A 24034-nucleotide genomic window follows, 5' to 3' on the forward strand; every position below is an offset into this window, starting at 1 on the left:
TATATAGACTTTCGAATCACCGCGTACTTTTCATAAAATAATAGTCCTATTTTCGATAGCTGACTGGAGAACACTGAGTTCTTATCAACCGATCAAATCAATAATGGACTTTTATATTATATCATGACTGATTTTACAGTGATTTCCGCTGGCGACCCGCAATCATTCATACTGCTTTTCCAGCCTCGCCAAAAATTGGCTCCCGTCGATTGATGCGGGGATATCTTAACCCGATGTCAGGATCCAACGTGATAGCGTCCCGTCCCATAATGGGAAATTGCGGGGCATAAAGCATATGCGGACTGAAACGGGACAAGTCTACAAGCTCAAGGATTACAAGCCGACCGACTTCGTGGTGGAGCGGATCGATCTGACCTTCGAGCTTGATCCTAAGGAGACAACCGTTGTCTCCCGCGTGATCCTGCATCGCCGCGAGGGCGTTGCGGCAGACGCGCCCCTGGTGTTTGACGGAGACGAACTCGCACTCGACAGTCTGCAGATTGACGGCAACGATATCGATCCGTCGCTCTATGACGCCACGCCCGACAGCCTGACCATTCGCGGCCTGCCCGAAAGCGGCCCGTTCGAGGTCACCGTCACCACGACGATCTCGCCCGAAACCAACACCAAGCTGATGGGGCTCTACCGCACCAACGGCGTCTACTGCACCCAGTGCGAGGCGGAAGGGTTCCGCCGCATCACCTATTTCTATGACCGTCCGGATGTGCTTGCGGTCTACACCGTCACCATCATTGCCAGCAAGGAAGACACCAAGCAGCTTCTGTCGAACGGCAACTTCCTGGGCGGCGGCAATTACGATGAAGGCCGGCATTTCGCCGCCTGGTTCGACCCGCACCCGAAACCGTCCTACCTGTTTGCGCTGGTGGGTGGGGATCTCGGCGTCGTCGAGGACACGTTCACCACGATGAGCGAGCGTGAAGTGGCGCTCAAGATCTATGTCGAGCACGGCAAGGAAGGCCGCGCCGGCTACGCCATGGATGCGCTCAAGCGCTCGATGAAATGGGACGAAGAAGTCTTCGGCCGCGAATATGATCTCGACATCTTCCAGATCGTCGCGGTTTCGGATTTCAACATGGGCGCCATGGAAAACAAGGGGCTCAATGTCTTTAACGACAAGTATGTTCTGGCAGACCCCGACACCGCCACCGACGCCGACTATGCCAACATCGAAGCCATCATCGCGCATGAGTATTTCCACAACTGGACCGGCAACCGCATCACCTGCCGCGACTGGTTCCAGCTGTGCCTGAAGGAAGGGCTGACGGTCTACCGCGACCATGCGTTTTCCGCTGATCAGCGCTCCGCCGCCGTCAAGCGCATTGCCGAAATCCGGCTTTTGAAAGCGCACCAGTTTCCCGAGGATGCCGGCCCGCTGGCGCATCCGGTGCGCCCGGAAACCTACAAGGAAATCAACAATTTCTACACGGCGACCGTGTATGAAAAAGGTTCTGAAGTGGTGCGCATGATCCGCACCATTCTGGGCGCGGAGGATTTCCGCAAGGGCATGGACCTTTACTTCGAGCGGCACGATGGCGACGCCTCGACGATCGAGGACTTCCTCGCCTGCTTCGCGGAAGCCAGCGGCCGCGATCTCAAGCAATTCGCGCTGTGGTACAGCCAGGCCGGCACTCCTTCGGTGTCGGTCTCGACGGACTGGAACGAAGCGGCAAAAACCTTCAAGGTGACGCTCGAGCAGTCGCTGGCGCCGACGCCGGGCCAATCCCGCAAGGCGCTGATGCACATTCCGCTGGCCTACGGGCTGATCCTGCCCGACGGCTCGGAGTTCGACGGAAACCCGGACAGCGGCGACGCCGAGAACGGCGTGTTTCACCTGACAAAGCGCAAGCAGACCTTCACCTTCGCCGACGTGCCGGGCCGGCCGGTGCTGTCGATCAACCGCGGCTTCTCCGCCCCGGTCAACATCGCCATGGAACAAAGCGCTGCCGACCTCGCCCACATTGCCCGTCATGACAGCGACGGCGTCTCACGCTGGCAGGCATTGAACGAGCAGGCCATGCGGCACCTGGTGGCAGTTTCGAAACTGGCACGGGACGGACGCAACCTGCCCTCGGCCAGGGAGCTTGCCGACATCCTCGTCGCCACCGCGGCCGATGAAAGCCTGGAACCCGCCTTCCGCGCCCAGGCGCTGATGCTGCCGGCGGAAAGCGACATCGCCCGCGAGATCGGCTCCAACATCGATCCCGACGCCATCCATACCGCGCGCGAGGCGGTGCTGTCGGAAGTTGCCGGCGCCGGGCTCGAAGTGTTCGCCCGGCTTGCCGACAGCGCGCCGAAGGGCCCCTACAACCCCGACGCCACGGATGCCGGTCTTCGCGCCCTTGCCGGCGTTGCCCTCGCCTATGCCTCGATTGCCGAAGGCCGGCCCGCCCGCGCCAAGGCCACCTACGACAACAGCGACAACATGACCGTCATGGCCCAGGCGCTGCAGGTGCTGGCGCACCAGTTCCCCAACTCGGCGGAAACCGCAGATGCGCTGGCCGCCTTCAAAAGCCGGTTTGCCGATGACCCGCTGGCGCTCGACAAGTGGTACTCGATCCAGGCCATGACGCCGGGCGCAGAGACCTGCGCGCGGGTCGAGAACCTGCTCGACAGTGCCGATTTCGACCGCACCAACCCGAACCGCATGCGCTCGCTGATCGGGTCCTTCTCGGCCGGCAACCCGACCGGCTTCAATGCCGCCGACGGCGCAGGCTACCGGCTGCTGGCGCGCGAAGTCATCGACATCGACAAGCGCAACCCGCAACTGGCAGCGCGGCTGCTGACCGCCATGCGCTCCTGGCGTTCGCTCGAGGCAGGCCGGCAGGAGCTTGCCCGCCTGGCGCTGGTTTCGATCCGCGAGGCCGGTGAACTGTCGCCCGATGTCGGCGATATCGTCGACCGGATGCTGGCCAACTGACAATTCCGCGATTGCCCGATCCACAAGCTCATGCTTCGCCGCAGCCTGCGCGCGGTGAAGCATGAGCTTGTGATCATTTAAGGGCATGCTTTTTCGGCTTCGAACTGCGAAGCCCGAGTTCCGGCATCGGCCCGCCGACTCGAATCCGCCAAATAATAAGCAAATTCAAATTCTTAAAGAATGATTACTTTTAGGACTGGACAAGCCGAATCACCTTTGATTCATTAGGGCAGATTCGGAGATGCGGTAGTCCGGATCCTAACGGGGATTTACGATTAATATGACGGATGCGCAGCACCTACCTGCGGCCGAAGGGTCGAATCATGCTCGCGAGGCCAGTGTGAAGCCTGCTGTTGCAGGAGGAATGTCAGGTCACGCAAAACTGTTTGCACAGCCTGCCTATGAACGGCTGATCGGTGCCGAGCCCTTTCTCAAGCGCCTGATCCCGGTGCTGATCGTCTGCTTTCTGGTGGTAGTCGCTGCCGCGCGCTACATGAACATCAGCGACAACCGCGACCGCCTGTTGGTCGGGGCAGAGCAGCTGACCGCGATGTCGCTCGCCGCGGCGCACGCAACCCTGTCGACGGACCTGGCGCCGGTCGGACAATCGCTCAGATGGGAAACCGAGGCGCGGCTCAACCGCGTGATCAGCGCAATGCCGGACACCGCCGGCCGCTTCCTGCTGGTGTTCGATGCCGATGGCCGCGCGTTTGCAGCCACCGCGGGCGGATACGAGCATGTCGGCAGGCAGATTTCGTCGCTGCTCCAGGAATCCTCGCCGCTCAGGCTGTTCGGCGAACGCGCGGGCGTGCAGACGATCGAATTGAACGGCGAGCCCGTCCTGGCGGCGATGTCGCACCTGGCCGATGGCGTGGGGTCGATCCTCTCGGTCACGCCGGTCGCCGACATGAACGCGGCCTGGCGGCAATCGGTATCGGTCAATGTGACGCTGTTCATCGCCACCTCGTCGATCCTGCTTGTCATTCTCTATGCCTATTTCAGCCAGGCCGGCCGGGCACAGGAGGCCGACGACATCTACCAGGAGAGCCATCGCCGGGTCGACATGGCGCTGTCGCGCGGACGCTGCGGATTGTGGGACTGGGACATGGCGCGCGGCCGGGTCTACTGGTCGCGCTCGATGTACGAGATCCTCGGCCTGCCGCCCCGCGACAGCGTGATCTCGTTCGGCGAGGCCTCGCACCTGATCCATCCCGACGATGGCGATCTCTACGAGATTGCCCAGAAAGTGGCGAGCGGCGACATAAGGCAGGTGGACCATCTGTTCCGCATGCGCCATGCCGACGGGCACTATCTGTGGATGCGGGCCCGGGCGCAGGTCGTCGACCCGAGTTCGGCCCAGACCCACCTGATCGGCATTGCCATGGATGTCACCGAGCAGCGCCACCTGCAGCAGCGCACAGTGGAGGCAGACCAGCGCCTGTTCGACGCCATCGAGAGCACATCCGAAGCCTTCGTGCTGTGGGACCGCGACGACCGGCTGGTGCTGTGGAACAAGCACTACCAGGAGATCCATGGCCTGCCGGCGGAATGCCTGGCGCCGGGAACGCCGCGGTCGGCGGTCGAGGCGGCGGCAACCCGCCCGGTGGTGGAGCGGCGTCTGGCAGTCCCCTGCTCGAAGGGACTGGCGCAAACCTATGAAGTCCAGCTCGGCGACGGGCGCTGGCTGCAGATCAACGAGCGCCAGACACGCGAGGGCGGACAGGTGTCCGTGGGGACCGACATCACACCGCTCAAGCGCAACCAGGAACGGCTGCGCGAAAGTGAGAAACGCTTGATGGCCACCATCGGCGACCTCACCACCTCCCAGGCCGAGCTCAAGCGCAAGGCGGCGGAACTGTCGGCGCTCAACCGCGACTATCAGATCGAGACAGAGCGTGCGGAAGCCGCGAGCAAGGCCAAGTCCGAGTTCCTCGCCAATATGAGCCACGAGCTGAGAACCCCGCTCAACGCCATCATCGGCTTTTCCGAGGTACTGCAGGCGCGCATGTTCGGGCCGCTCGGGTCGGACAAATATGTCGAGTATGCCGACGACATCCACAATTCCGGCATCCATTTGCTCACCGTGATCAACGACATTCTCGACATGGCCAAGATCGAGGCCGGGCAGATGCAGATCGATTGCGAGAATGTGGACCTGGCGCCGCTGCTCGACGAGGCGCTGCGGCTGGTGGCGATCCAGGCCGAGAAGAAGGGCATCGAGGTCGAGCAGAAGATTTCCAAGCACCTGTCGCTCAATGCCGACCGCCGGGCGATGAAGCAGATCCTGCTCAACCTGCTGTCCAATGCGGTCAAGTTCACCGAACCGGGCGGCCGGATCATGGTCAGGGCGCGCCGGACGTCCAGCGCCGTCACCCTGACCATCGAGGACACGGGCATCGGCATTCCGAAGGCGCAATTGAGCCGGATCGGCCAGCCTTTCGAGCAGGTGCAGAACCAGTTCTCGAAATCCACCGGCGGTTCCGGTCTCGGACTGGCGATCTCGCGCAGCCTCGCCGAACTGCACGGCGGCGCGATGAAGGTCCGCTCCGTCGAAGGCGTCGGAACCATCGTCAGCGTGCGGATGCCGGTCGAGTGCTCCCAGAGCGAACCGGCCGCGGCCGAATAGGCGTCAGCGCCGGGCTTGCTTGCGGCAATGCCTCGGAGCCGCCCAATACCGCCGGAGGGCTGATTGCCCGTCTTCAGCCGCGGTCGTGAATCAGGCGGTGGATGAACTCGAGCTTGGCGAAGATCGTGTCCGAGAGCACGAAGGGATAGAAATCCCCAAGCCCGATCGAGCGGTTCATGGCGTTCATCGCCACCGTCAGCGGCACCCAGGCGTCCATCAACGGCTTGAATTCGGCCGCGCCATAAGGACCGGCGTCGGACCAGCCACCCGGCGTGCGGTGCTGCCCCGCATCGGGCGCATGGCCGTCCAGCCCGTACCATCCCGCCGTTTCCAGCCCATCGACGATATGGAAGTAATGCGCCCAGGTTTCGGCGAAATCCTCCCAGGAATGGGCGCAGGCGTAGGCGCTGACATGGGTGGTTTCCCAACCCCGGGGCGCGCCTTGGTCGTAGTGCCGCCCGAGCGCCTCGCCATAGTCGTCGCGCTCGTCGCCGAACAGGGCGCGGAACGGTTCGAGCTTCGGCGTGTCGAACACCAGGTGGTCCCAGTAATAGTGGCCGACCTCGTGACGGAAGTGGCCGATCAGGGTGCGGTAGGGCTCGCCCATGGCCTTGCGGTATTTTTCGCGGGTGGGATCGTCGGCTTCGGCGACATTGATAGTGATCAGGCCGTGCTCGTGACCGGTCAGCACGCGCTTCGTTTCTCCGCCGGGCGAAGGCATGTCCGCCTTGAACTCGAAGCGCAGGGCGGTGGCCGGCTGAGTGACGAGATCTCCGACGCCGAGCCGGAATTTCGCGATCGAGTAGAACAGCCGGCGCTTGGCCTCCTCGAGAGCCGCCCAGTGGGTGCGATTGTCATCTGACGACAGGTCCGGGATGACCAGGGTGTGACTGCAGCTCAGGCAATGCTCTTCCCCCTCCGCATCCCCTTCCTGGACAAGCCAGTTGCAGGCGATCACCTGGCGGTTGGCGCAGGCTTTGTAGGCAGAGGCACCGTCGTGCCAGCGGATGTCACCGGCAGCCGTGGAGAACATTTGATCGCGCCCGGGCACATAGCCAAGCCGCGACCGGCAATTGACACATTCGGTGTTGCGGAAATGCACTTCATTGGCGCAGGTGGGGCAGGCATAACGGCGCATTGGACATTTCCCTTGGACTGGATGGTCTTGGCGTTCCTGTCAGGCCGGCAGGTCGGGCGAGCATGTCACGACGGACCTTTTTTCACCGGCCGGTCGTGCCCTCCCCCGCCAGAACGCGCGGCCACGCAAACCGTTCCCGCCCCGCTTCAGCTTTCGTCACGGGCATTGGCGTCAACCCGCCGGAGCAGATCAAACAGCAGCTGTGCATCGCGTTCATCAATGCCCTTGAGCAGCCGGGCATTCACCCGTTCATGAAAATCGCTGAGATGGGACAGGCTTTCGCCGCGTTCAGTAACATGGACGCGCACCACGCGCTTGTCATCGGGCGACGGCACGCGCCTGACCAAGCCGGCCTCCTCCATCCGGTCGATGATGCGCGAGGCGGCCGGCGCGTTGTTGCCGCTGTAATCAGCGATCTCGCTGATCAGCATGCCATCCTGGCGCCACAGGGCCGACAGGATCACCCATTGGGCCAGGGTGAGATCATGCCGGGCCAGCATGTCCTGACACATCGCCACCGTTGCCCCGGTGGCGAAACTCAGGACCTGGCCAAGCGAGCGAGGGCGATCCAGCGGTTTTTTAGTTGCCATGTAAATATTTCCATGTAAACATTATCGTGTTCCGGCCCGTAGCGCAAGCGCGAACCGGACGCCGGACGACCGACAGGGCGATGGCCTTCCCGGAGATGCAGGATGCGCAGACTAATGGGACCAACTTGCGCCGTGCTGGCGACGGCAGGTTTTCCCGCCAAATCCGCCACCCCGGCATTTCCGGCCGCCGGACCGCCGATCTGCCGGGCGCATGCTCATAACTCCGGATTTTCAGTCAAATGCACATTTACACGAACCGAAGGAACATCACGATGACGAGCAAAAGCAGTTCAACAGCCTATGGCACGGTTGCCGTGAGCCTCCACTGGCTCACCGTCCTGCTGATCATTGCCCTGCTGGGATCGGGCATGCTGGCCGATGAGACCAGCGACCCTGCGGCCAAGGCCCGGATTCTGACCGCCCATGCACCGATGGGGATCGCCGTGCTGCTCCTGACATTGGCGCGGATCGTCTGGTGGTGGCGTTTCGACACCCATCCCGATCCGCTTGCCGGAGACCCCGCCTGGCAGATCAAGGCCGCCAAGGCGGTGCACGGTCTTCTCTACCTCGCCATCCTTGTCATGGCGGCTAGCGGCATCGGCCTGTTCGTGCTGTCCGGCGCGGGCGATATCATCTTCGGCGGTGCACCCGGCCCGCTTCCCGACTTCGGCGACTTCGCCCCGCGCGTCCCCCACGGCATCGTCGCCAAGCTGTTGCTCGCGCTGTTCGTACTGCACGCCGCGGCCGCCCTCTTCCACCATTTCGTCAAGCGTGACGCCACGCTCCGCCGCATGTGGTTCGGCAGCTGACGGAATCAAAAACCGGCGCCTGCGTTTGTCGCAGGCGCCGGTTCTGTTGTTCCAGTCCGGTTGACTGATGACCGGTGTCAGGCCGCGCGGCGGCTTTGCTGACCACGTCCGCCCGACTGCGGCAGACGGAAGTTGCGCAGCATCGAGTTGAGCTGGGCGCTTTCCTGCGTCAGCGTCAGGCTGGCCGCACTGGTCTCTTCCACCATGGCCGCGTTCTGCTGGGTCATCTGGTCCATCTGGTTGACGGCGGTGTTGACCTCGGCAAGCGCATTGGCCTGTTCGCGGGCAGCCGTGGCGATCGAGTTGACCTGCTCGTTGACCTGGGTGACGAACTTCTCGATTTCAGAGAGCGCCTCGCCGGTCGACTGGACAAGCGACACACCGTTCTGGACCTCGTTGGCGGAGCTTGAAATCAACTGCTTGATTTCCTGGGCTGCCGTTGCCGAGCGCTGCGCCAGTTCGCGCACTTCCTGGGCGACAACCGCGAAGCCGCGGCCGGCTTCCCCTGCTCGGGCGGCTTCGACGCCGGCGTTGAGGGCAAGAAGGTTGGTCTGGAAGGCGATCTCGTCGATCACGCCGATGATCTTGCCGATGCGATCCGACTCGTCCTTGATCCGGGTCATGGCCGAGATCGCCTCGGTGACGATCTTGCCGGACTTGTCGGTGCTCTGGCGGGTCTCGCCGACCATGCGGTTGGCTTCCGCCGCACGCTCGGAAGAGCCGCGCACGGTCGAGGTGATCTCGTCGAGTGCAGCCGCGGTTTCCTCGAGCGAGGCCGCCTGCTGTTCGGTGCGCTGTGACAGGTTGTTGGCAGCTTCCGAAATGCCGTCGGCGCTGGCGTTGACCACGTCGGTGGACTGGGCGATCGCAGTGATGACGTCGCCGAGTGCGGTAACCGCGCGGTTGAAATCGTCCCTGAGCTTTGCGTATTCCGGTGCAATGTTGTCGATCTGGACCGTCAGGTCGCCGCCAGCCAGTCGCTCAAGAGCGCCGCCAAGCTTGGCCATGACATCCGCCTGGGACTGGCTGATGTTTTCCTGACGGCGGATGCCGTCTTCGCGCTCGGCATCGAGCTGCCGCTGCTGCTCGGTTTCGCGGACCCGCATCTGGGCACGTTCACGCACCGAGTCACGCAGAACCAGAACCGAGGACGCCATTTCGCCGACTTCATCCTTGCGCTCGGCTTCGGGCACTTCGCCGCTAACGTCCTCGCGGGCAATGGCCTGCATGGTAGCGTTCAGGCTGCGGATCGGACCCACAACGCTGCGCACCGTTGCATAGGCGATGAGCAGGATTGCCAACGCGCCAAGTCCGAGAGTAACCGAGGTCGTGGTCGCATTCTGGCGGAAAAGGGCCGCAAGATCGTCGGCATAGACGCCGGTGCCGACAACCCAGCCCCAGGGCTTGAAGCCCTGCACATGGGAGTATTTGAGCGCCGGCTCTTCTTCACCGGGCTTGTTCCAGTGGTAGTCGACAAAACCCTGGCCATCAGCCTTCACGATATCGATGAATTCCTGGAAGAATTTCTTGCCATTGGCGTCTTCAAGGCCGGACAGATCGCTTTTCTCCAGCGTGGCGCTGAACGGATGCATCAACATGAAATTCGCCATGTCGTTGACCCAGAAATAGCCGTTGCCCTCGTAGCGCATGGGGCGGATCGCGGCCAACGCCTGGGTTTGTGCTTCCTCGGTGGTCAGGGCACCCGACGCTTCCTGCTCCTTGAAGTACTCCAGCATGGTGACGACGGTTTCGTTCATCGCCTTGAGCTTGGCCTTGCGCTCGATCACCATCGAGTTGTGGGAATCATAGAGCTGGTAAACGGCGGCTGCGGTGAAGACCGCCAACGCCAGACCGACAAGGAAATACAGCCGCGTTGAAATTCTAAAGTTCTTCATCATTGCTAATAACCAACCTTTGGAGGAATGCCGAGATTGATAACCAATTGCCCATGCCAATGTTAACAATGGCTAAAAAGGTGATTCCCAAAAGTCATAGATAAAACGGAATATTTCCATTATCGGACATCTGGCCGCGGTTTTGCCGGCCAGGAGTTCTCCCGTCCCGGCTGCTCCAGGGCCGCAGACTGGGCTGCGTGTTCCGAAGTGATCCAATCGATGGCTGTCCGCGTCAGCCGGTGACCTGTTTGAAGATCGCCCGAATCCGTTTCGAGGTGGCTTTGAAATCGGCCTCCAGGCTTGCCAGATCCGGCGCCTGGCCAGCGCGCACGACAAGGTCAATCAGGCCCGCGGGCGCTTCCCTCGGAGCGAAATCACCCTCGGTGCAGAGCCGGACAATCTGGGCGTGACCGCTCCACAGGGCCAGCGCGGTCCTGAGGCTTTCCGTCACCTCGTCGCCCAACGCATCGGGGCCAAGGGTTTTGAGCGTGGCGTCGGTGCTGGTGCATTCATTGTGGTCGATGCCCGCAGCCGCTTGATCGGGAGCGGATCCGGCCAGCAGTCCGGCCGCCTCGTCGTCTTCGGGAGCCGGCAACCAGCCGCTGGCGCGGGCGCTGAGCGAGAGATACTGGGCAATGAATTCGATGTCGATCAGCCCGCCGGGGATCAGCTTGACGTCCCAGATATCACGCGGTGGCTTCTCCTGCTCGATCAGCCCGCGCATTTCGGTCAGGTCGCCGAGCAGCTTGGCCTTGTCGCGCGGCCGTGCCAGCACTTCGTCGATCAGCGCACGGGCTTCGTCGCGCAAGCTTTCGTCCCCCGCCACGGCGCGGGCCCTGGTCAGCGCCATGTGCTCCCAGGTCCAGGCCTCTTCCGCCTGGTACTTCGAGAACGCCCGGACCGAGGTCGCAACCGGCCCCTTGTTGCCGGACGGGCGAAGCCTGAGGTCGACTTCGTATAGGATGCCTTCGGCGGTCGGCGCCGACAGCGCGGTGACCAGTCGCTGGGTCATGCGGGTGTAATAGCGAACCGGATCGAGCGGCTTGGGCCCGTCGGATTCATCGGCGTCGGGAACGTGATCGTAGAGCAGGATAATGTCGATGTCGGATCCGGCAGTCAGCTCGTAGCTGCCGAGCTTGCCCATGCCGAGCACGGCGACGCGTCCGCCGGACACCTTGCCATGCGCCTCCTCCATGCCTTCGCGCACCGCCTCCAGCGCCGCGCCGATGATCAGGTCGGCCAGATGCGAGAAACTGCGCGCGGCGCGTTCGGGCGAGATGGCGCCGGTTAGCAGGCGCACGCCGATCAGGAATTTCTGCTCCAGCGCGACAATGCGCAGCCGGTCGAGGATTTCCTCATAGGCGCTGGCACCTTCCAGAAACGTCGCGAGCCTCTCGGCGAGATAATCGCGGGTCGGCAATTCCGCCATCAGCCCGGGGTCGAGCATCCCGTCGAAGACGTGCGGCTTGTGGGCGATGATGTCGGCGAGCCGCGGTGCAGAGGCCATGATCGTCACCATCAGCGCCATCAGGCCGGGATTGTTGCCGATCAGCGAGAACAGCTGGATGCCCGCCGGCAATCCCGACAGGAAGGCATCGAAGCGGATCAGCGCCTCGTCGGCGCGCTTGGTGGCGCCGAACACCTTGAGCAGTTCCGGCGTCAGTTCGGTCAGCCGTTCGCGCGCTTCGACCGACTGGGTGGCGCGGTAGCGGCCGTAATGCCAGGTGCGGATGATGCGGGCGATGTCGGACGGCCGCTCGAAACCGAGTTCGGCGAGGGTCTTGAGCGTGCCGGGATCGTCGTCGTCGCCGGTGAAGACCAGGTTGCCGACGCCGCCTGAAAGCCCCTGCTCCTTCTCGAACAGCTCCGCATAGCATTCCTCGACACGGGCGAGCACGGCGACATAGGTCTTGCCGAAACTCGCCGTGTCGGCGTCTCCCATCATCAGCGCGATGCGGGCAAGCTCGGCCTCGCTTTCGGGCAGCGTGTGGCTCTGCTCGTCGCGCACCATCTGGATGCGGTGTTCGACGTCGCGCAGATACCAGTAGCTTTCCACCAGCAGCCGGGCGGTCGCCGGGTCGATCCAGCGGGCCCGGGCCAGCGCTACCAGCATCTCGTCGGTGCGGCGCAGCCGGAGCTTGGGCATGCGGCCGCCGGCGATCAGCTGCTGGGTCTGGACGAAGAATTCGATCTCGCGAATGCCGCCGCGCCCGAGCTTGACATTGTGGCCCTTGACCGCGATGTCGCCGAAGCCGCGATGGGCGTGGATCTGCCGCTTGATCGAGTGAATGTCGGAGATGGCGGCGAAGTCGAGATACTTGCGGAAGACAAACGGCACCAGTTCCTTGAGGAACCGCTCGCCGGCATCGATGTCGCCGGCCACCGGGCGGGCCTTGATGTAGGCGGCGCGCTCCCAGTTCTGGCCACGGCTTTCATAGTAGTTCATCGCCGCGTCGACCGGGAACGCCAGCGGCGTCGAGCCGGGATCGGGCCGCAGCCGCAGATCGGTGCGGAAGACATAGCCGTCGCCGGTGCGCTCCTGCATGATCCGTACCAGCCGCCGCACCATGCGGGCGTAGATCTCGCCTGCCTCGTCGCGGTCGCGCACCACGCCGGCGTCAGGATCGAAGAACACGACGATATCGATATCGGAGGAGTAGTTGAGTTCGCGGGCGCCGTGCTTGCCCATGCCGAGCACGATCAGGCCCGAGTTCCGGAACGGCTGGTCCGGATCCTGCAGTTCGAGCTTGCCCGCATCGTGGCCGCCGCGCAGCAGATGATCGAAGGCTGCGGCAAGTGCCGCATCGGCTAGATCGCTCAGCGCTGCCGTGGTGTGCCTGGCATCGATCAGCCGGGCAAGGTCATGCAGGGCCAGCGTCAGCGAAACCCGCCGCTTGGCGCGGCGCAGGTCCCGCATCAGGTCAGCCTCGCTGGCGAGCCCCCCATCAGCGTCGCGCCAGCAGGCGCGGGCTTCCTCGATGGTCCTGGCAACCAGGTACGGCGCAGGCAGGGATACGGCAAGCGCCAGCGACTCGGGGTCGATCAGCGCGGTTTCGCGCAGATAGGGCGACAGGGCGAGCGCCGCGAGCAGAAAATCGCGCGGCGGACCATCAGACGCCAGGATCGCGGCAATCTGGGGATACTCGGCGGCAAGCGGCTTGAGATCAGCCGCCACGGACTTGACGGCGTTCTGGGATGGCGCCCGGATCGGGCTCTGGCCGAGATCTGCAAGCAATCCCGTTTCTGGCGTGTCTGTCATTTCCCCCCCGGCAGCACCATGGTCGCGGCAAGACCGGGATTGTCCCCGGCCTCGGGCTGCGCGTCATCGAGCAACAAGTGCCCACCATGCAGCGCCGCAACGGCATGGACAAGGCTCAATCCGAGCCCGGTGCCGGGTTTTGAACGGCTTTCATCCAGACGCACGAAGCGCTTGACCACGTCCTCGCGCCGGTTGGCGGGAACGCCGGGGCCGTTGTCGGTCACCGCGAGCCGCACCTTGTCGCCGAACCGGCCGAGCGTGACGCCGATCTCGGGCGCGGGCGCGTCGCCGACATACTTGATGGCGTTGTCGATCAGGTTGGACAATGCCTGCGCCAGCAGCTCGCGGTTGCCGCGGATGGTGATGCCGGGAGCGATCTGCGCGGTGAGCTTCACGCCCTGCTCTTCGGCCACCGGCTCGTAAAGCTCGCTGGCGTCCTGGGCCAGTCGGGAGAGATCGACATCGCTCATCTGCGCCGTCGACGATCCGGCCTCGACGCGACTGATCATCAACAGCGCATTGAAGGTCCGGATCAGCTGATCGCTGTCGGCGATCATCTGCTCAAGCGCCTCCTGCTTGGCAGCAAGACCGCCATCATCGACGAGCGCCGCCTCGGCCCGGTTCCTGAGCCGGGTGAGCGGGGTCTTCAGATCATGCGCGATGTTGTCGGAGACCTGCCGCAGCCCCTCGTTGAGCCGCTCGATCCGGCCCAGCATGGTGTTCAATGACAGGCTCAAGCGATCAAATTCGTCGCCCGATCCGTTGACGGGCAAGCGCTGCGACAGGTCGCCGGCAAGGATCTTCTTACTCGCTTCCGACATGTGATCGATGCGCTTGAGCGCCCGTCGTCCGACAAAGAACCAGATCGCCAGCGCGCCTGCGAACATGATCGCCAACGCCATCACCAGCGCCTGGCGAACCAGGCCGCGCACCTGCTCGCGTTCGCCCAGGTCACGGCCGACCATCAGCCGCATGCCATTGGGCAGGAACACCACCTGCGCCAGCGCCCGGTGATTTTCATTGGAGGTTTCGCCGATACGCTGATAGCGGAAGGGAAGCGCGCTCCAGCCTTCGGAATCGAGAACGCCGGGCTGCAGCGATGCGATGTTGCCGGCGATCAGATCGCCGGTGGGCATGGCGATGGCATAGAGATTGGCGCCGGGCTGGCGCGAGCGGCGCTCGATGATGCGGACCAGTCCGGCCACTCCGCCGCCGCGATAGGCTGCCGCCACGATGCGCAACTCGTTGGCAATGGCATTCTGGGTCCGGTCGCGCTGCATGCCTTCGGAGATCGCGGTGACGTAGAACACCAGCGCCACCGCGCAGAGCGCGAACAGGCCGAGGTAGAGGGCCGACAGGCGGACAGCCGTCGTCGAAAGCATGGCGCGAAGCCGGGACACGACCGATCAGCCTCCGGCTTTCATCATGTAGCCGGCGCCGCGCACGGTGCGCAGCAGCGGTTCGCCGAAATCCTTCTCGATCTTCGACCTGAGCCGCGAGATGTGGACATCGATGACATTGGTCTGCGGGTCGAAATGGTAATCCCAGACATGCTCGAGCAGCATGGTGCGGGTGACCACCTGGCCGGCATTCTTCATCAGGTATTCAAGCAGCCGGTACTCGCGCGGCTGCAACGGGATCGGCTGGCCGGCGCGGCGAACCTCGTGGCTCAGCCGGTCAAGTTCGAGATCGCCGACACGGTAGGTGGTTTCCTGTTCGCGTCCGCCCTTGCGCCGCCCGAGGATCTCAATCCGGGCAAGGAGTTCGGAGAATGCATAGGGCTTGGTCAGGTAATCGTCGCCGCCGGCGCGCAGGCCGGTGACCCGGTCGTCAACCTGGCCCAGGGCAGACAGGATGAGCGCCGGCGTCTCGTCGCCCTTGCTGCGCAATTCGCTGATGATCGACAGCCCGTCGCGCTTGGGCAGCATCCGGTCGACAACCAGCGCATCGTAGCTGTTCTCCGACGCCAGGAAGTAGCCCGAATCTCCGTCGCTGGCATGATCGACGGTGATCCCCGCCTCGCGAAAGGCTTTCGACAGGTAGGCGGCAGTTTCCAGGTCGTCTTCGATGATGAGAATCTTCATGGCGCAATCCTACCGGTTCCCCCCCGTCCCGCAAGCCTCCGGCAACGGACGCCGGCTGGCAGGCACACAATACAAAAAACAAAAACGCGGCGGCTATAGGGGCGGCCGCCGCGTCGTTGCACCCGGCCTCTTGCGAGGCCGGATGCGACAAGATCAGGTATGAACTCAGCCCTGATCTATCGGCAGGGCGACGAAGCGCGAGCGGTTCTCGTTCTCGACCTGGAACAGGGCTGCCTTGCGGCCATCCTTGGCGGCGGCATCGATGATGCCCACCACGTCGGACGGCTTGGACACATCCTGGTTGTTCACCGCGACGATGACGTCGCCGGCGCGCAGACCGCGCTCTTCGGCGGCGCTGTCGGGCGCGACCGAGGTGATCACCAGGCCGCTTCCGGTTTCAGACGGAACCACCGTGAGGCCGAAGCTGTCGAGCGTTGCCTCGGCTTGCGGTGCGGACGGAGCCTGGTCCTGGTCCGGGGTGACGGCTGCCATTTCGGTCGGCAGGGTTCCGAGTTCGACCTTCAGGGTTTCGCTCTTGCCATTGCGCCAGACGGTGATGTCGACGGTCTTGCCGGGATCCATGGCGGCGATCTTCTTGGCGAGATCGCGGGGATCCTTGACCATGTCGCCATCGACGGAGGTGACCACGTCACCGGCCGCGATGCCGGCCTTGGCAGCAGGGGCGTCATCCTGTGGTGCAGTCACAAGCGCACCCTTGGCTTCGGCGAGACCGAGCGATTCCGCGATGTCTGCGGTGACCGGCTGGATCTGCACGCCAAGCCAGCCGCGCTCGACCGAACCGTCCTTCATCAGGTCGGTGATCACCGCACGGGCGGTCGAAGCGGGGATGGCGAATGCAATGCCGACATTGCCGCCCGAGGGCGAGAAGATGGCGGTGTTGATGCCGATCACTTCACCGTTCAGGTTGAAGGTCGGGCCACCCGAGTTGCCGCGGTTGACGGCGGCGTCCACCTGGATGAAGTCGTCGTAGGGACCTGCGCCGATGTCACGGCCACGGGCCGACACGATGCCTGCCGTCACACTGCCGCCGAGGCCGAACGGGTTGCCCACGGCAACCACCCAGTCGCCGACGCGCACCTTGGTGTCGTCTGCGAAATCGACATAGACGAACTTGCGGGCTTCCTCGACCTTAAGCAGGGCCAGGTCGGTGCGGCTGTCGCGGCCGACCAGCTTGGCGTCGAGTTCGGTGCCGTCATCCATGATCACGGTGAAAGCGGAGCCGTCTTCGACAACGTGGTTGTTGGTCACCAGATAGCCGTCTTCGGAGATGAAGAAGCCGGAACCCTGGCTGACCGGACGCACACGGCCAGGGCGGCGATTGCCGTCCGGACCGCGACGGTCACGTTCTGCGCGACGGTCGCTGTCTGGTCCGCGCTTGTCGCCGAAGCCGCGGTTGAACTGGTCGAAGAACCGCTTCATCGGGTGATCGTCCGGCAGATCCTCGAAGCCGCGACCGTTGAAATCGAAGCTGAACCCACCGTCATCTGAAACCGGCTTGACTTCCGCCTGCACCCGCACCGAAACGACGGCGGGCGACACGGCCTCAACAACATCGGCAAAGCTCGGCGCCTGCGGGGCCTCAACGCGGACAGCGTCGGCAAAGGCGCCGGAGATCGGCGCGGGAACACCCGTGGCAAGAAGCGCCGCCGCGATACCGGCAATAGCGGTCGTGCTCAGGAATCCCTTGGAAAATCTACGTGGCGTTTTCGACATGTCTCAACCTCTTGTTTGGTGGCAAAGCCGTTGATCCGGCTCTTGAGGTGAAGAGATAGGCCGATTGCAGTTACGGCAAGCTTTCCGGATCATTAAACCTTTGTAATGTTTGCCGCCTTGTCTTCGCCACAATCCGGTTCGCCTGCCCTCCGACAATAGGAAAACACCCGGAATATCACAACGACAACGCCCTTCCGCCGCATGGGTGGGCGCGGCGGAAGGGCGATGGCAACAGAGGCGGATAAAGCGGTCAGCGGACTTTCGTCACCACCTTGGCGCCATGTTCCAGCGTCCGGTGGACCGGACATTTTCCGGCGATCTCCACGATCTTGTCGGCAAGCGCTTCGGGTGCGCCGCCATCGATCGAGATGATCCGCTCGAACCGGTCGATCTTGCCGCCATTGGCGCGTTCCTCGTCGGTGCATTCCAGGCAGTCGGCCGCATGTACCTTGTTGTGACGGACGGCGACCGTCACCAGGCCGAGATCGAGCTTCTTCAGCCGCACATACATGCGCAGGGTCATGGCGGTACAGGCGCCGAGCGCCGCCGACATCAGGTCATAGGGCGACGGTCCGGTGTCGGCGCCGCCGACATCGGCAGGCTCGTCGGCGAGAAACCGGTGCGGCCCGGCCTGGACCGAGACCTGGAAACGCCCCTGCCCGGTTTCGCCGACCACCACATCCTCGACCGGCTCATCCTCGCGCCGCGGCGCCTCGGCCGGCAGGTAGCGCGCCACCCAGGAGGCAATGACGCCGGCCACATAGTTTGCGTCCGCAGGATCGGTCAGCAGGTGATCGGCGCCATCGAGCGAGACGAAGCTCTTGGGATGTTTGGCGGCGGTGAAGATCGCCGCGGCGTTGTCGATGCCAACCACCTGATCGCGCGGCGCATGCAGAATCAGCAGCGCCTTCTTCATGTGGCCGATGCGGTCGGCCAGGCTGGTGGCGCTCAGATCTTCGACAAACTGCTTCTGGATGGTGAAAGTCCGGCCGCCGAGACTGACCTCGGCCTCGCCCTGGGCATGGATCTCGCCGACCTGGTCGCCGAAGTTCTCGATCACGTGTTTCGCTTCGGCGGGAGCACCCAGGGTGGCGACGGCCTTGACCGAGGGAAGTTCTCCGGCAATCGCCAGCACTGCGGCGCCGCCGAGCGAATGGCCGACGAGGATCTCCGGCGCGTTGTAGTGGGCGGCCAGCCAGTCCGCGGCGGCACGCAGATCGGCGAGATTGGAGGAGAAATTGGTCGAGGCGAACTCGCCGTCGCTGGAACCCAGCCCGGTGAAATCGAAGCGCATGACGGCAATGCCGGCACGCGCCAGTTCGCCCGAGATGCGCTTCGCCGCGAGACTGTCCTTGGAGCAGGTGAAGCAATGGGCAAACAGTGCCCAGGCACGAATCGCGCCGGCGGGAAGATCAAGCCGTGCGGCCAGTTTAGCGCCGGAATGGCCCTCGAATTCCGCCTTGATCGTGTGTGCCGTCATGTGATGCCCCTTTCAAGATAATCGGAGCCGTCATATCAGGCTTGCTGATCACGGTCTTTCAACAGTTTCGCGAGCTCGGCCTGTTCGGCGTCCGTGAGCGTGCTGCCACCGGCGGCGGCGACCGACTTGCCGCGGCCGCGGCTGTTGATCAGCATGACGCCCGCACCGACCAGAAAGATCGCGATCGGAGCGCCCCACAACAGCAGCGTCTGCACAGAAAAGCGCGGCTTGAGCAGCACGAATTCGCCATAGCGCGAGACGACATAATCGATCACGTCCTGGTCGCTGTCACCGGCCACCAGCCGCTCGCGCACCAGCAGTCGCAGATCGCGGGCGAGTTCGGCGTTGGAATCATCGATCGACTGGTTCTGGCAGACCAGGCACCGGAATTCGAGCGACAGGGTGCGCGCCCTCGCCTCGAGCGCCGGGTCGTCCAGCACCTCGTCCGGGTTGACCGCAGCAGCCGGGCCGATCAGGCCCAGCATCAGCACGAAAGCGGCAATCGCCTGACGCAGCATCATCACGCCGCCGCCTCTGCGGATTTCTTCGCGCGGGCCCGGTTGGGTGCGCCGATGCGCAGGCGCCGGTCGGACAGCGACAGCATGCCGCCGATCACCATGACGATGGTGCCATACCAGATGAAGGTGACCCAGGACTTCCACCAGATCCGCACCACCAGCCCGCCATTGGCCTCGGGATCGCCGAGCGCGATGTAGAGCTGGCTGGCACCGAAGGTCAGAATGCCGGCTTCGGTGGTAGGCATCCTGCGCGCCTGGTAGAACCGCTTGGCCGACGCGATGTTCGCCACTTCGACGCCGCCACGCAAAACGGTGAATTCGCCGGACTGGGCGGAATAGTTCGGACCGTTGTAATCGCGGATACCGTCGAAGCGCAGCTCATAACCGCCTGCGCTGGCCGTGTCGCCGGGTTTCATGGCAATGACGGTTTCGGTTGAAAACACGCTGGCCGCGACAATGCCGATCACGGTGACGCCCAGGCCCATGTGGCCCAGCGCCGAGCCGAAGGCCGACCGCGGCAGTCCGACAAGGCGCGCAAAGGCGATCCCGGCGCCGACGCGACCGATGCCCGCGCGCAACGCAAGGTCGGTCAGTCCACCCAGGATCAGGAACACGCCGAGCGCGATCCCGAGCCCCGCAAGAACCGGCGCGCCGGTCTCGAGGAACACCACGCCCAGACCGACGAGAAGCGAAATGCCGACGGCGAAATAGAGCCTGTGGGCGGCGCCGGCGAGGTCACCGCGCTTCCACGCCAGCAGTGGCCCGAACGGGACGGCCAGCAGCAAAGGCACCATCAGCGGGCCGAAGGTCAGGTTGAAGAAGGGAGGACCGACGGAAATCTTTGTGCCGGTGACGGCTTCCAGCAGCAGCGGATAGAGCGTGCCGACCAGCACCGTCGCCGCAGCGGTGGTCAGGAACAGGTTGTTGAGGACCAGCGACCCCTCGCGCGAAATCGGCGCAAACATGCCACCGGCCTTCAATGTGCCGGCGCGCAAGCCGAACAGCGCCAGCGCGCCGCCGATGAAGACCACCAGGATGCCCAGAATGAACACGCCGCGCGCCGGGTCGGTGGCAAACGCATGCACCGATGTCAGCACGCCCGAGCGCACGAGGAACGTGCCGAGCAGCGAGAAGGAAAACGTCAGGATGGCGAGCAGAACCGTCCAGATCTTCAGCGCCTCGCGCTTTTCCATCACCAGCGCCGAGTGCAGCAGAGCGGTGCCGACGAGCCAGGGCATGAAGGAGGCGTTCTCGACCGGGTCCCAGAACCACCAGCCGCCCCAGCCCAGCTCGTAATAGGCCCAGTAGCTGCCCATCGAGATTCCGGCGGTCAGGAAGATCCAAGCAGTCAGCGTCCAGGGGCGGACCCAGCGGGCCCACGCAGCGTCGATACGGCCCTCGATCAGCGCCGCAATGGCAAAGGCGAACGAGATCGAAAACCCGACATAGCCGAGATAAAGCAGCGGCGGATGGATCGCCAGGCCGATGTCCTGAAGGATCGGGTTGAGGTCGTTGCCTTCCGCGGGCGCCGGATCAAGACGCAGGAACGGGTTGGAGGTCAACAGCACGAAGAGGAGGAACGCCACGGTGATCCAGGCCTGGACCGAGAGCACGTTGGCCTTCAGCGTGTCGGGCAGATTGCGACCGAACAGCGCCACCAGGGCCGAAAACAACACTAGGATCAGCACCCACAGCAGCATCGAACCTTCGTGATTGCCCCAGACGCCGGTGATCTTGTAGAGCATCGGCTTGAGCGAATGGGAGTTCTCGACCACGTTCTGGACCGAGAAATCGGACACCACATATGCGTGGGTCAGGGCGAAGAACGAGATCGCCACCAGCATCAGCGAGGTCAGCGCCGCCATCGGTCCGACCGCCATCAGCCCCGCGTCACGGCGGCGGGCGCCGATCAGGGGGACGACCGACTGGACGACCGCAGTCGCCAGCGCGAGGATCAGGGCGAAATGGCCGATTTCAGTGATCATGGCGTCATCTCCTCCAATGCCGGGCCCGGTGCCGCGGCGGCATCCGTTTCAGGCAGACCTATTGCGTTTGCGTCCCGACGCCGGGCGTGGGATCGCCTTCCTGCCAAACGCCCTGCGCCTTCAGCGCATCGGCGACTTCCTTGGGCATGTAGTTCTCATCATGCTTGGCGAGAACCGTATCGGCCAGGAAGGTGCCTTCTTCCGGCGAGAACGTGCCTTCGGTGACCACGCCCTGCCCCTCCCGGAACAGATCGGGCAGAATGCCGACATAGCGCACCTTGACCGAGGCATTGGTGTCGGTCACCTGGAATGTCACCGACGAGTTCTCGCCGCGCTGGACGGTTCCCTCCTCGACGAGGCCGCCGAGCCGCACGCGGGTGCCGGGCGCCAGCGGCTGGGCCAGCACGTCGGTAGGCGAATTGAAGAACACGATCTGCTCGCGCAGTGCGGAGGTAACCAGCGCTGCGGATGCGGCAAGAAAGACCGCGCCGGCGGCGATGATGGACAATCGTTTTTGCTTGCGGGTCATTGGCCCTCCAACACAGGTTCCAGGCCGAGCTGAACGGCAAGGTCGGCCAGCACGCGGCCGCCTTCGCTGCCGCCGGGAAATGTTACACTGGCCCGTTCAAGGGCCGTTTCCGCTGCCGTGCGATCACCCAGAACCGCGTAGGAACGGACCAGGCGCTGCCAGCCCTCGAGATTGTCGGGGCTTTCGGTCAGCTTCGCGTCGAGCGATTCGACCATGGTGCGGATCATCGCCGCCCGGTCCTCGACGGACATCTCCGCGGCCGCTGCGACATCTGCCTGCGTCGGTCCGCCCGGAGCCGCGGCAGGAACAGCCGCGTCGCCCGGAGCCTGCTGGGCTGCGGAACCGGCGCCGGTGGCCGGCAGGATGAAGGGTGTCTTCGCCGATGCCGACGGCTCGGCAGCCGGCGCCTGCTCAGCGGGAACGGCGGGCGTCATCGGGACTCCGCCCAGCGTCGACGTGACGGTCAGGCCGAGTTCATTGGCGAGCGCGCCCAGTTGCTGGCTTTCCGGACCCGAGGGTGCAAACACGGCGAAGGCCCGGTCGAGCGCGGCCTGCGCCTTGTCGGGGTTTCCGGTCACCACATGCGAGCGCACGAGCCTCAGCCATCCGGCGACATTGTCCGGATTGTCGGCAAGCTTGGCTTCCAGGCCGTCGATCATCGACGCTATCATCGCCTGCCGGTCTTCCGGGCTCATGTTCTGGGCAGCAGCGATGTCGGCTGCGGTGGGATTGCCCGGTGCTGCGGAACCGGCGCCGGACAGTGGCGCGGTTGCACCGCCCTGCTGCAGCGCGGCAAGCTGGCTTTCGACTGCCGGGATCCATGGCGCATCGGGCGGCGCGGTTTCCAGCATGCCGGAGAAGGCTGCGCGGGCTTCGGTGGTCTTGCCGGCCTGGGCCAAAGCCACGGCCAGGAAGAATTGCGGTCTCGGATCGGTCGAATCAAGCTCGCGGGCGGTCTGGAACGCCAGGCTGGCTTCCTCGGTGACGATCCCGCCCGCAGCGGAGAACAGGGCCTCGCCAAGGCTTGCCAGCCGCGTCGGCGACGGGCCCAGAATGGAAATCGCCTTCTTGAAGGCTGTCGCGGACTCCTCGTAGCGCCCCGTCCGCAGATAGATCGGACCCAGCACGTCCCAGCCGCGCCCGTCCTCGGGATTGTCCGCCAGATGCTGCTCCGCCCGGGCGATCAGCATGGCAATGTCGTTGGTCTGCGGATCCGCCTGCAGCCGCGCCGAAAGCGGCAGTTGCGGCAAGTCCGGGCTTCCCAGTTCGAGATAGGCTGTCAGCGCCGCGAGCGGCATGAAGAGAGCGACCACGATCGCCGCCGCACGGCGCAAACCACTATTTTGCGAGAGTTTGCCCTTGGCATCCGCCGCCTCGCCCTTGCGCGCGGCCGCCAGCAGCCGTCGGGAAATTTCCGTCTTTGCCACTTCGGCCTGCACCGGGTCCACGAGGCCGTCGGCCAGGTCGCGGTCGACCTCGGTCAACTGGTCGCGATAGACCTCGACATCATGCAATTCGGGAGCGTCCGGCGCCTCCTTACGAGCGCGCAGCACCGGCCCCAGCAGGGCCAGGGTCGCAATGGCGGTCATGACAGCGGCGATTACCCAGAACAACATGTCGCTTCAATATCCGAGCATTGTCTGTTTTCCAACATCAATCGGCCGCGAAAACCAGATTGGGGCGTTTGGTCGCGTGTTCGGGTGCCAATCCGCCAGTTTCTGATCGAAACCCGCCGGAAAACCCGATTTTCCCCATGCAATTACATGTAGGTCGCTGAATGGACGATCTCAATCAGGCCTGACCGGTTTGACTACTGGGCGCCCATCGGGGGCAGCGAGGGCAACCAGCGGCTCACTCAGCTGAGCGGGGTCCAGCTGCCATCCTCATTGCGGCAGGCGGCTCCCTGCCCTTTCACCGCCACACCCCTGATTGTGGCATTGTGGACATATTGACGGCAGTTCTGCTGGCCCACCTGGTACGGCGTGCCCGCGGAAACCTGGCCGGCCGTGCCGCTGGTCTGGCTTTGCCAGGCAACGACCTGCCCGAGCGGGGCCTTTTCAAGCGCCTGGTATTCGGCTTCGAGAGCACGCAGCCGGTCAGGTCCGGTCAAGCCGCCGGCGGCGTCAGCAGGCAGAATCCCGCCATTGAGCGAGGCAAGGATCGAATCGCTGCCGGCCGCGGCCGGTGTCGAAACCGGAGCGAACGACAAGGGCCGGACAGTGCCGGTACCGGTGCAGCCGGCGACCGCCGCCGACAGGCCCGCAATAATGCCGAACTTCACCAAACTGTTGACCGAGTGTGCCATGTTGCCGCCGTCCTCATATGTCGCGCGGATGAATTACAGGGCCAGAAATGTCCACGCACATGGTTCTTGCCTCGTTCCTGTGGCGGCATTGTGACGCAACACAGCCTTCCAAAACGAACCTAGCGGAAACCGAACCGGAAAGCC

General features: G+C 64.1%; 16 protein-coding genes. 3 read left to right on the top strand and 13 right to left on the bottom strand.

Annotated elements, in window-relative coordinates; translation table 11 throughout:
* Positions 1 to 295 precede the first annotated feature (295 nt).
* Both pepN and O4H62_RS03895 read left to right on the top strand, forming a co-directional pair.
* Positions 296 to 2938 (top strand): aminopeptidase N, encoded by a 2643-nt coding sequence (pepN, locus tag O4H62_RS03890; protein ID WP_269385797.1) that lies wholly within the window; start codon positions 296 to 298, stop codon positions 2936 to 2938.
* Between the two features lie 280 nt (positions 2939 to 3218).
* Positions 3219 to 5564 (top strand): PAS domain-containing sensor histidine kinase, encoded by a 2346-nt coding sequence (locus O4H62_RS03895; protein ID WP_430538368.1) that lies wholly within the window; start codon positions 3219 to 3221, stop codon positions 5562 to 5564.
* A gap of 73 nt (positions 5565 to 5637) precedes the next feature.
* Here O4H62_RS03895 and O4H62_RS03900 read toward each other — a convergent pair whose 3' ends face one another.
* Together O4H62_RS03900 and O4H62_RS03905 are read right to left on the bottom strand one after the other, a co-directional pair.
* Positions 5638 to 6702: a zinc-binding metallopeptidase family protein gene (locus O4H62_RS03900; RefSeq protein WP_269385799.1), complete on the bottom strand. Its 1065-nt coding sequence runs from the start codon at positions 6700 to 6702 to the stop codon at positions 5638 to 5640.
* 146 nt (positions 6703 to 6848) lie between these two features.
* Complete coding sequence (locus tag O4H62_RS03905) at positions 6849 to 7292, bottom strand: MarR family winged helix-turn-helix transcriptional regulator (RefSeq protein WP_269385800.1); 444 nt, start codon at positions 7290 to 7292, stop codon at positions 6849 to 6851.
* A gap of 272 nt (positions 7293 to 7564) precedes the next feature.
* Between O4H62_RS03905 and O4H62_RS03910 the strand changes: the two genes are divergently transcribed.
* Positions 7565 to 8101 (top strand): cytochrome b, encoded by a 537-nt coding sequence (locus O4H62_RS03910; protein WP_269385801.1) that lies wholly within the window; start codon positions 7565 to 7567, stop codon positions 8099 to 8101.
* 77 nt (positions 8102 to 8178) lie between these two features.
* On the opposite strand, the gene O4H62_RS03915 is transcribed toward O4H62_RS03910, so the two are convergent.
* The 11 genes from O4H62_RS03915 to O4H62_RS03965 form a co-directional block, all read right to left on the bottom strand.
* A complete protein-coding gene (locus tag O4H62_RS03915) occupies positions 8179 to 9996 on the bottom strand; it encodes a methyl-accepting chemotaxis protein (RefSeq protein ID WP_269386304.1) in 1818 nt (605 codons plus the stop codon).
* Positions 9997 to 10228: 232 nt separating this feature from the next.
* Positions 10229 to 13255: a bifunctional [glutamine synthetase] adenylyltransferase/[glutamine synthetase]-adenylyl-L-tyrosine phosphorylase gene (locus O4H62_RS03920; RefSeq protein ID WP_269385802.1), complete on the bottom strand. Its 3027-nt coding sequence runs from the start codon at positions 13253 to 13255 to the stop codon at positions 10229 to 10231.
* Positions 13252 to 14655: a sensor histidine kinase gene (locus O4H62_RS03925; protein ID WP_269385803.1), complete on the bottom strand. Its 1404-nt coding sequence runs from the start codon at positions 14653 to 14655 to the stop codon at positions 13252 to 13254. The genes O4H62_RS03920 and O4H62_RS03925 overlap by 4 nt, the downstream gene beginning before the upstream one ends.
* Positions 14656 to 14661: 6 nt before the next feature.
* Complete coding sequence (locus tag O4H62_RS03930; protein WP_269385804.1) at positions 14662 to 15339, bottom strand: response regulator transcription factor; 678 nt, start codon at positions 15337 to 15339, stop codon at positions 14662 to 14664.
* A gap of 165 nt (positions 15340 to 15504) precedes the next feature.
* Entirely contained in the window at positions 15505 to 17073 is a 1569-nt protein-coding gene (locus O4H62_RS03935) for a Do family serine endopeptidase (protein WP_269385805.1), read from the bottom strand.
* A 250-nt stretch (positions 17074 to 17323) separates the two neighbouring features.
* Positions 17324 to 18553, bottom strand: coding sequence for a bifunctional alpha/beta hydrolase/OsmC family protein (locus O4H62_RS03940; RefSeq protein WP_269385806.1), 1230 nt, complete (start codon positions 18551 to 18553; stop codon positions 17324 to 17326).
* Positions 18554 to 18588: 35 nt separating this feature from the next.
* Positions 18589 to 19071 carry a cytochrome c-type biogenesis protein gene (locus tag O4H62_RS03945; RefSeq protein ID WP_269386306.1) on the bottom strand — a complete coding sequence of 161 codons (483 nt, stop codon included), beginning with the start codon at positions 19069 to 19071 and terminating at the stop codon, positions 18589 to 18591.
* A 2-nt stretch (positions 19072 to 19073) separates the two neighbouring features.
* Entirely contained in the window at positions 19074 to 21056 is a 1983-nt protein-coding gene (locus O4H62_RS03950) for a heme lyase CcmF/NrfE family subunit (protein ID WP_269385807.1), read from the bottom strand.
* A 58-nt stretch (positions 21057 to 21114) separates the two neighbouring features.
* Positions 21115 to 21585 (bottom strand): cytochrome c maturation protein CcmE, encoded by a 471-nt coding sequence (gene ccmE, locus O4H62_RS03955; RefSeq protein WP_269385808.1) that lies wholly within the window; start codon positions 21583 to 21585, stop codon positions 21115 to 21117.
* On the bottom strand, positions 21582 to 23201 hold the full coding sequence (gene ccmI / locus O4H62_RS03960) for a c-type cytochrome biogenesis protein CcmI (protein WP_269385809.1): 1620 nt from the start codon (positions 23199 to 23201) through the stop codon (positions 21582 to 21584). The genes ccmE and ccmI overlap by 4 nt, the downstream gene beginning before the upstream one ends.
* 239 nt (positions 23202 to 23440) lie before the next feature.
* Positions 23441 to 23890, bottom strand: a complete 450-nt coding sequence (locus O4H62_RS03965) for a hypothetical protein (protein ID WP_269385810.1) — start codon at positions 23888 to 23890, stop codon at positions 23441 to 23443.
* Between the last annotated feature and the right edge of the window lie 144 nt (positions 23891 to 24034).

The sequence above is a fragment of the Parahoeflea alexandrii genome, from assembly GCF_027214025.1.
GTDB classification, from domain to species: Bacteria; Pseudomonadota; Alphaproteobacteria; order Rhizobiales; family Rhizobiaceae; genus Hoeflea; species Hoeflea alexandrii_A.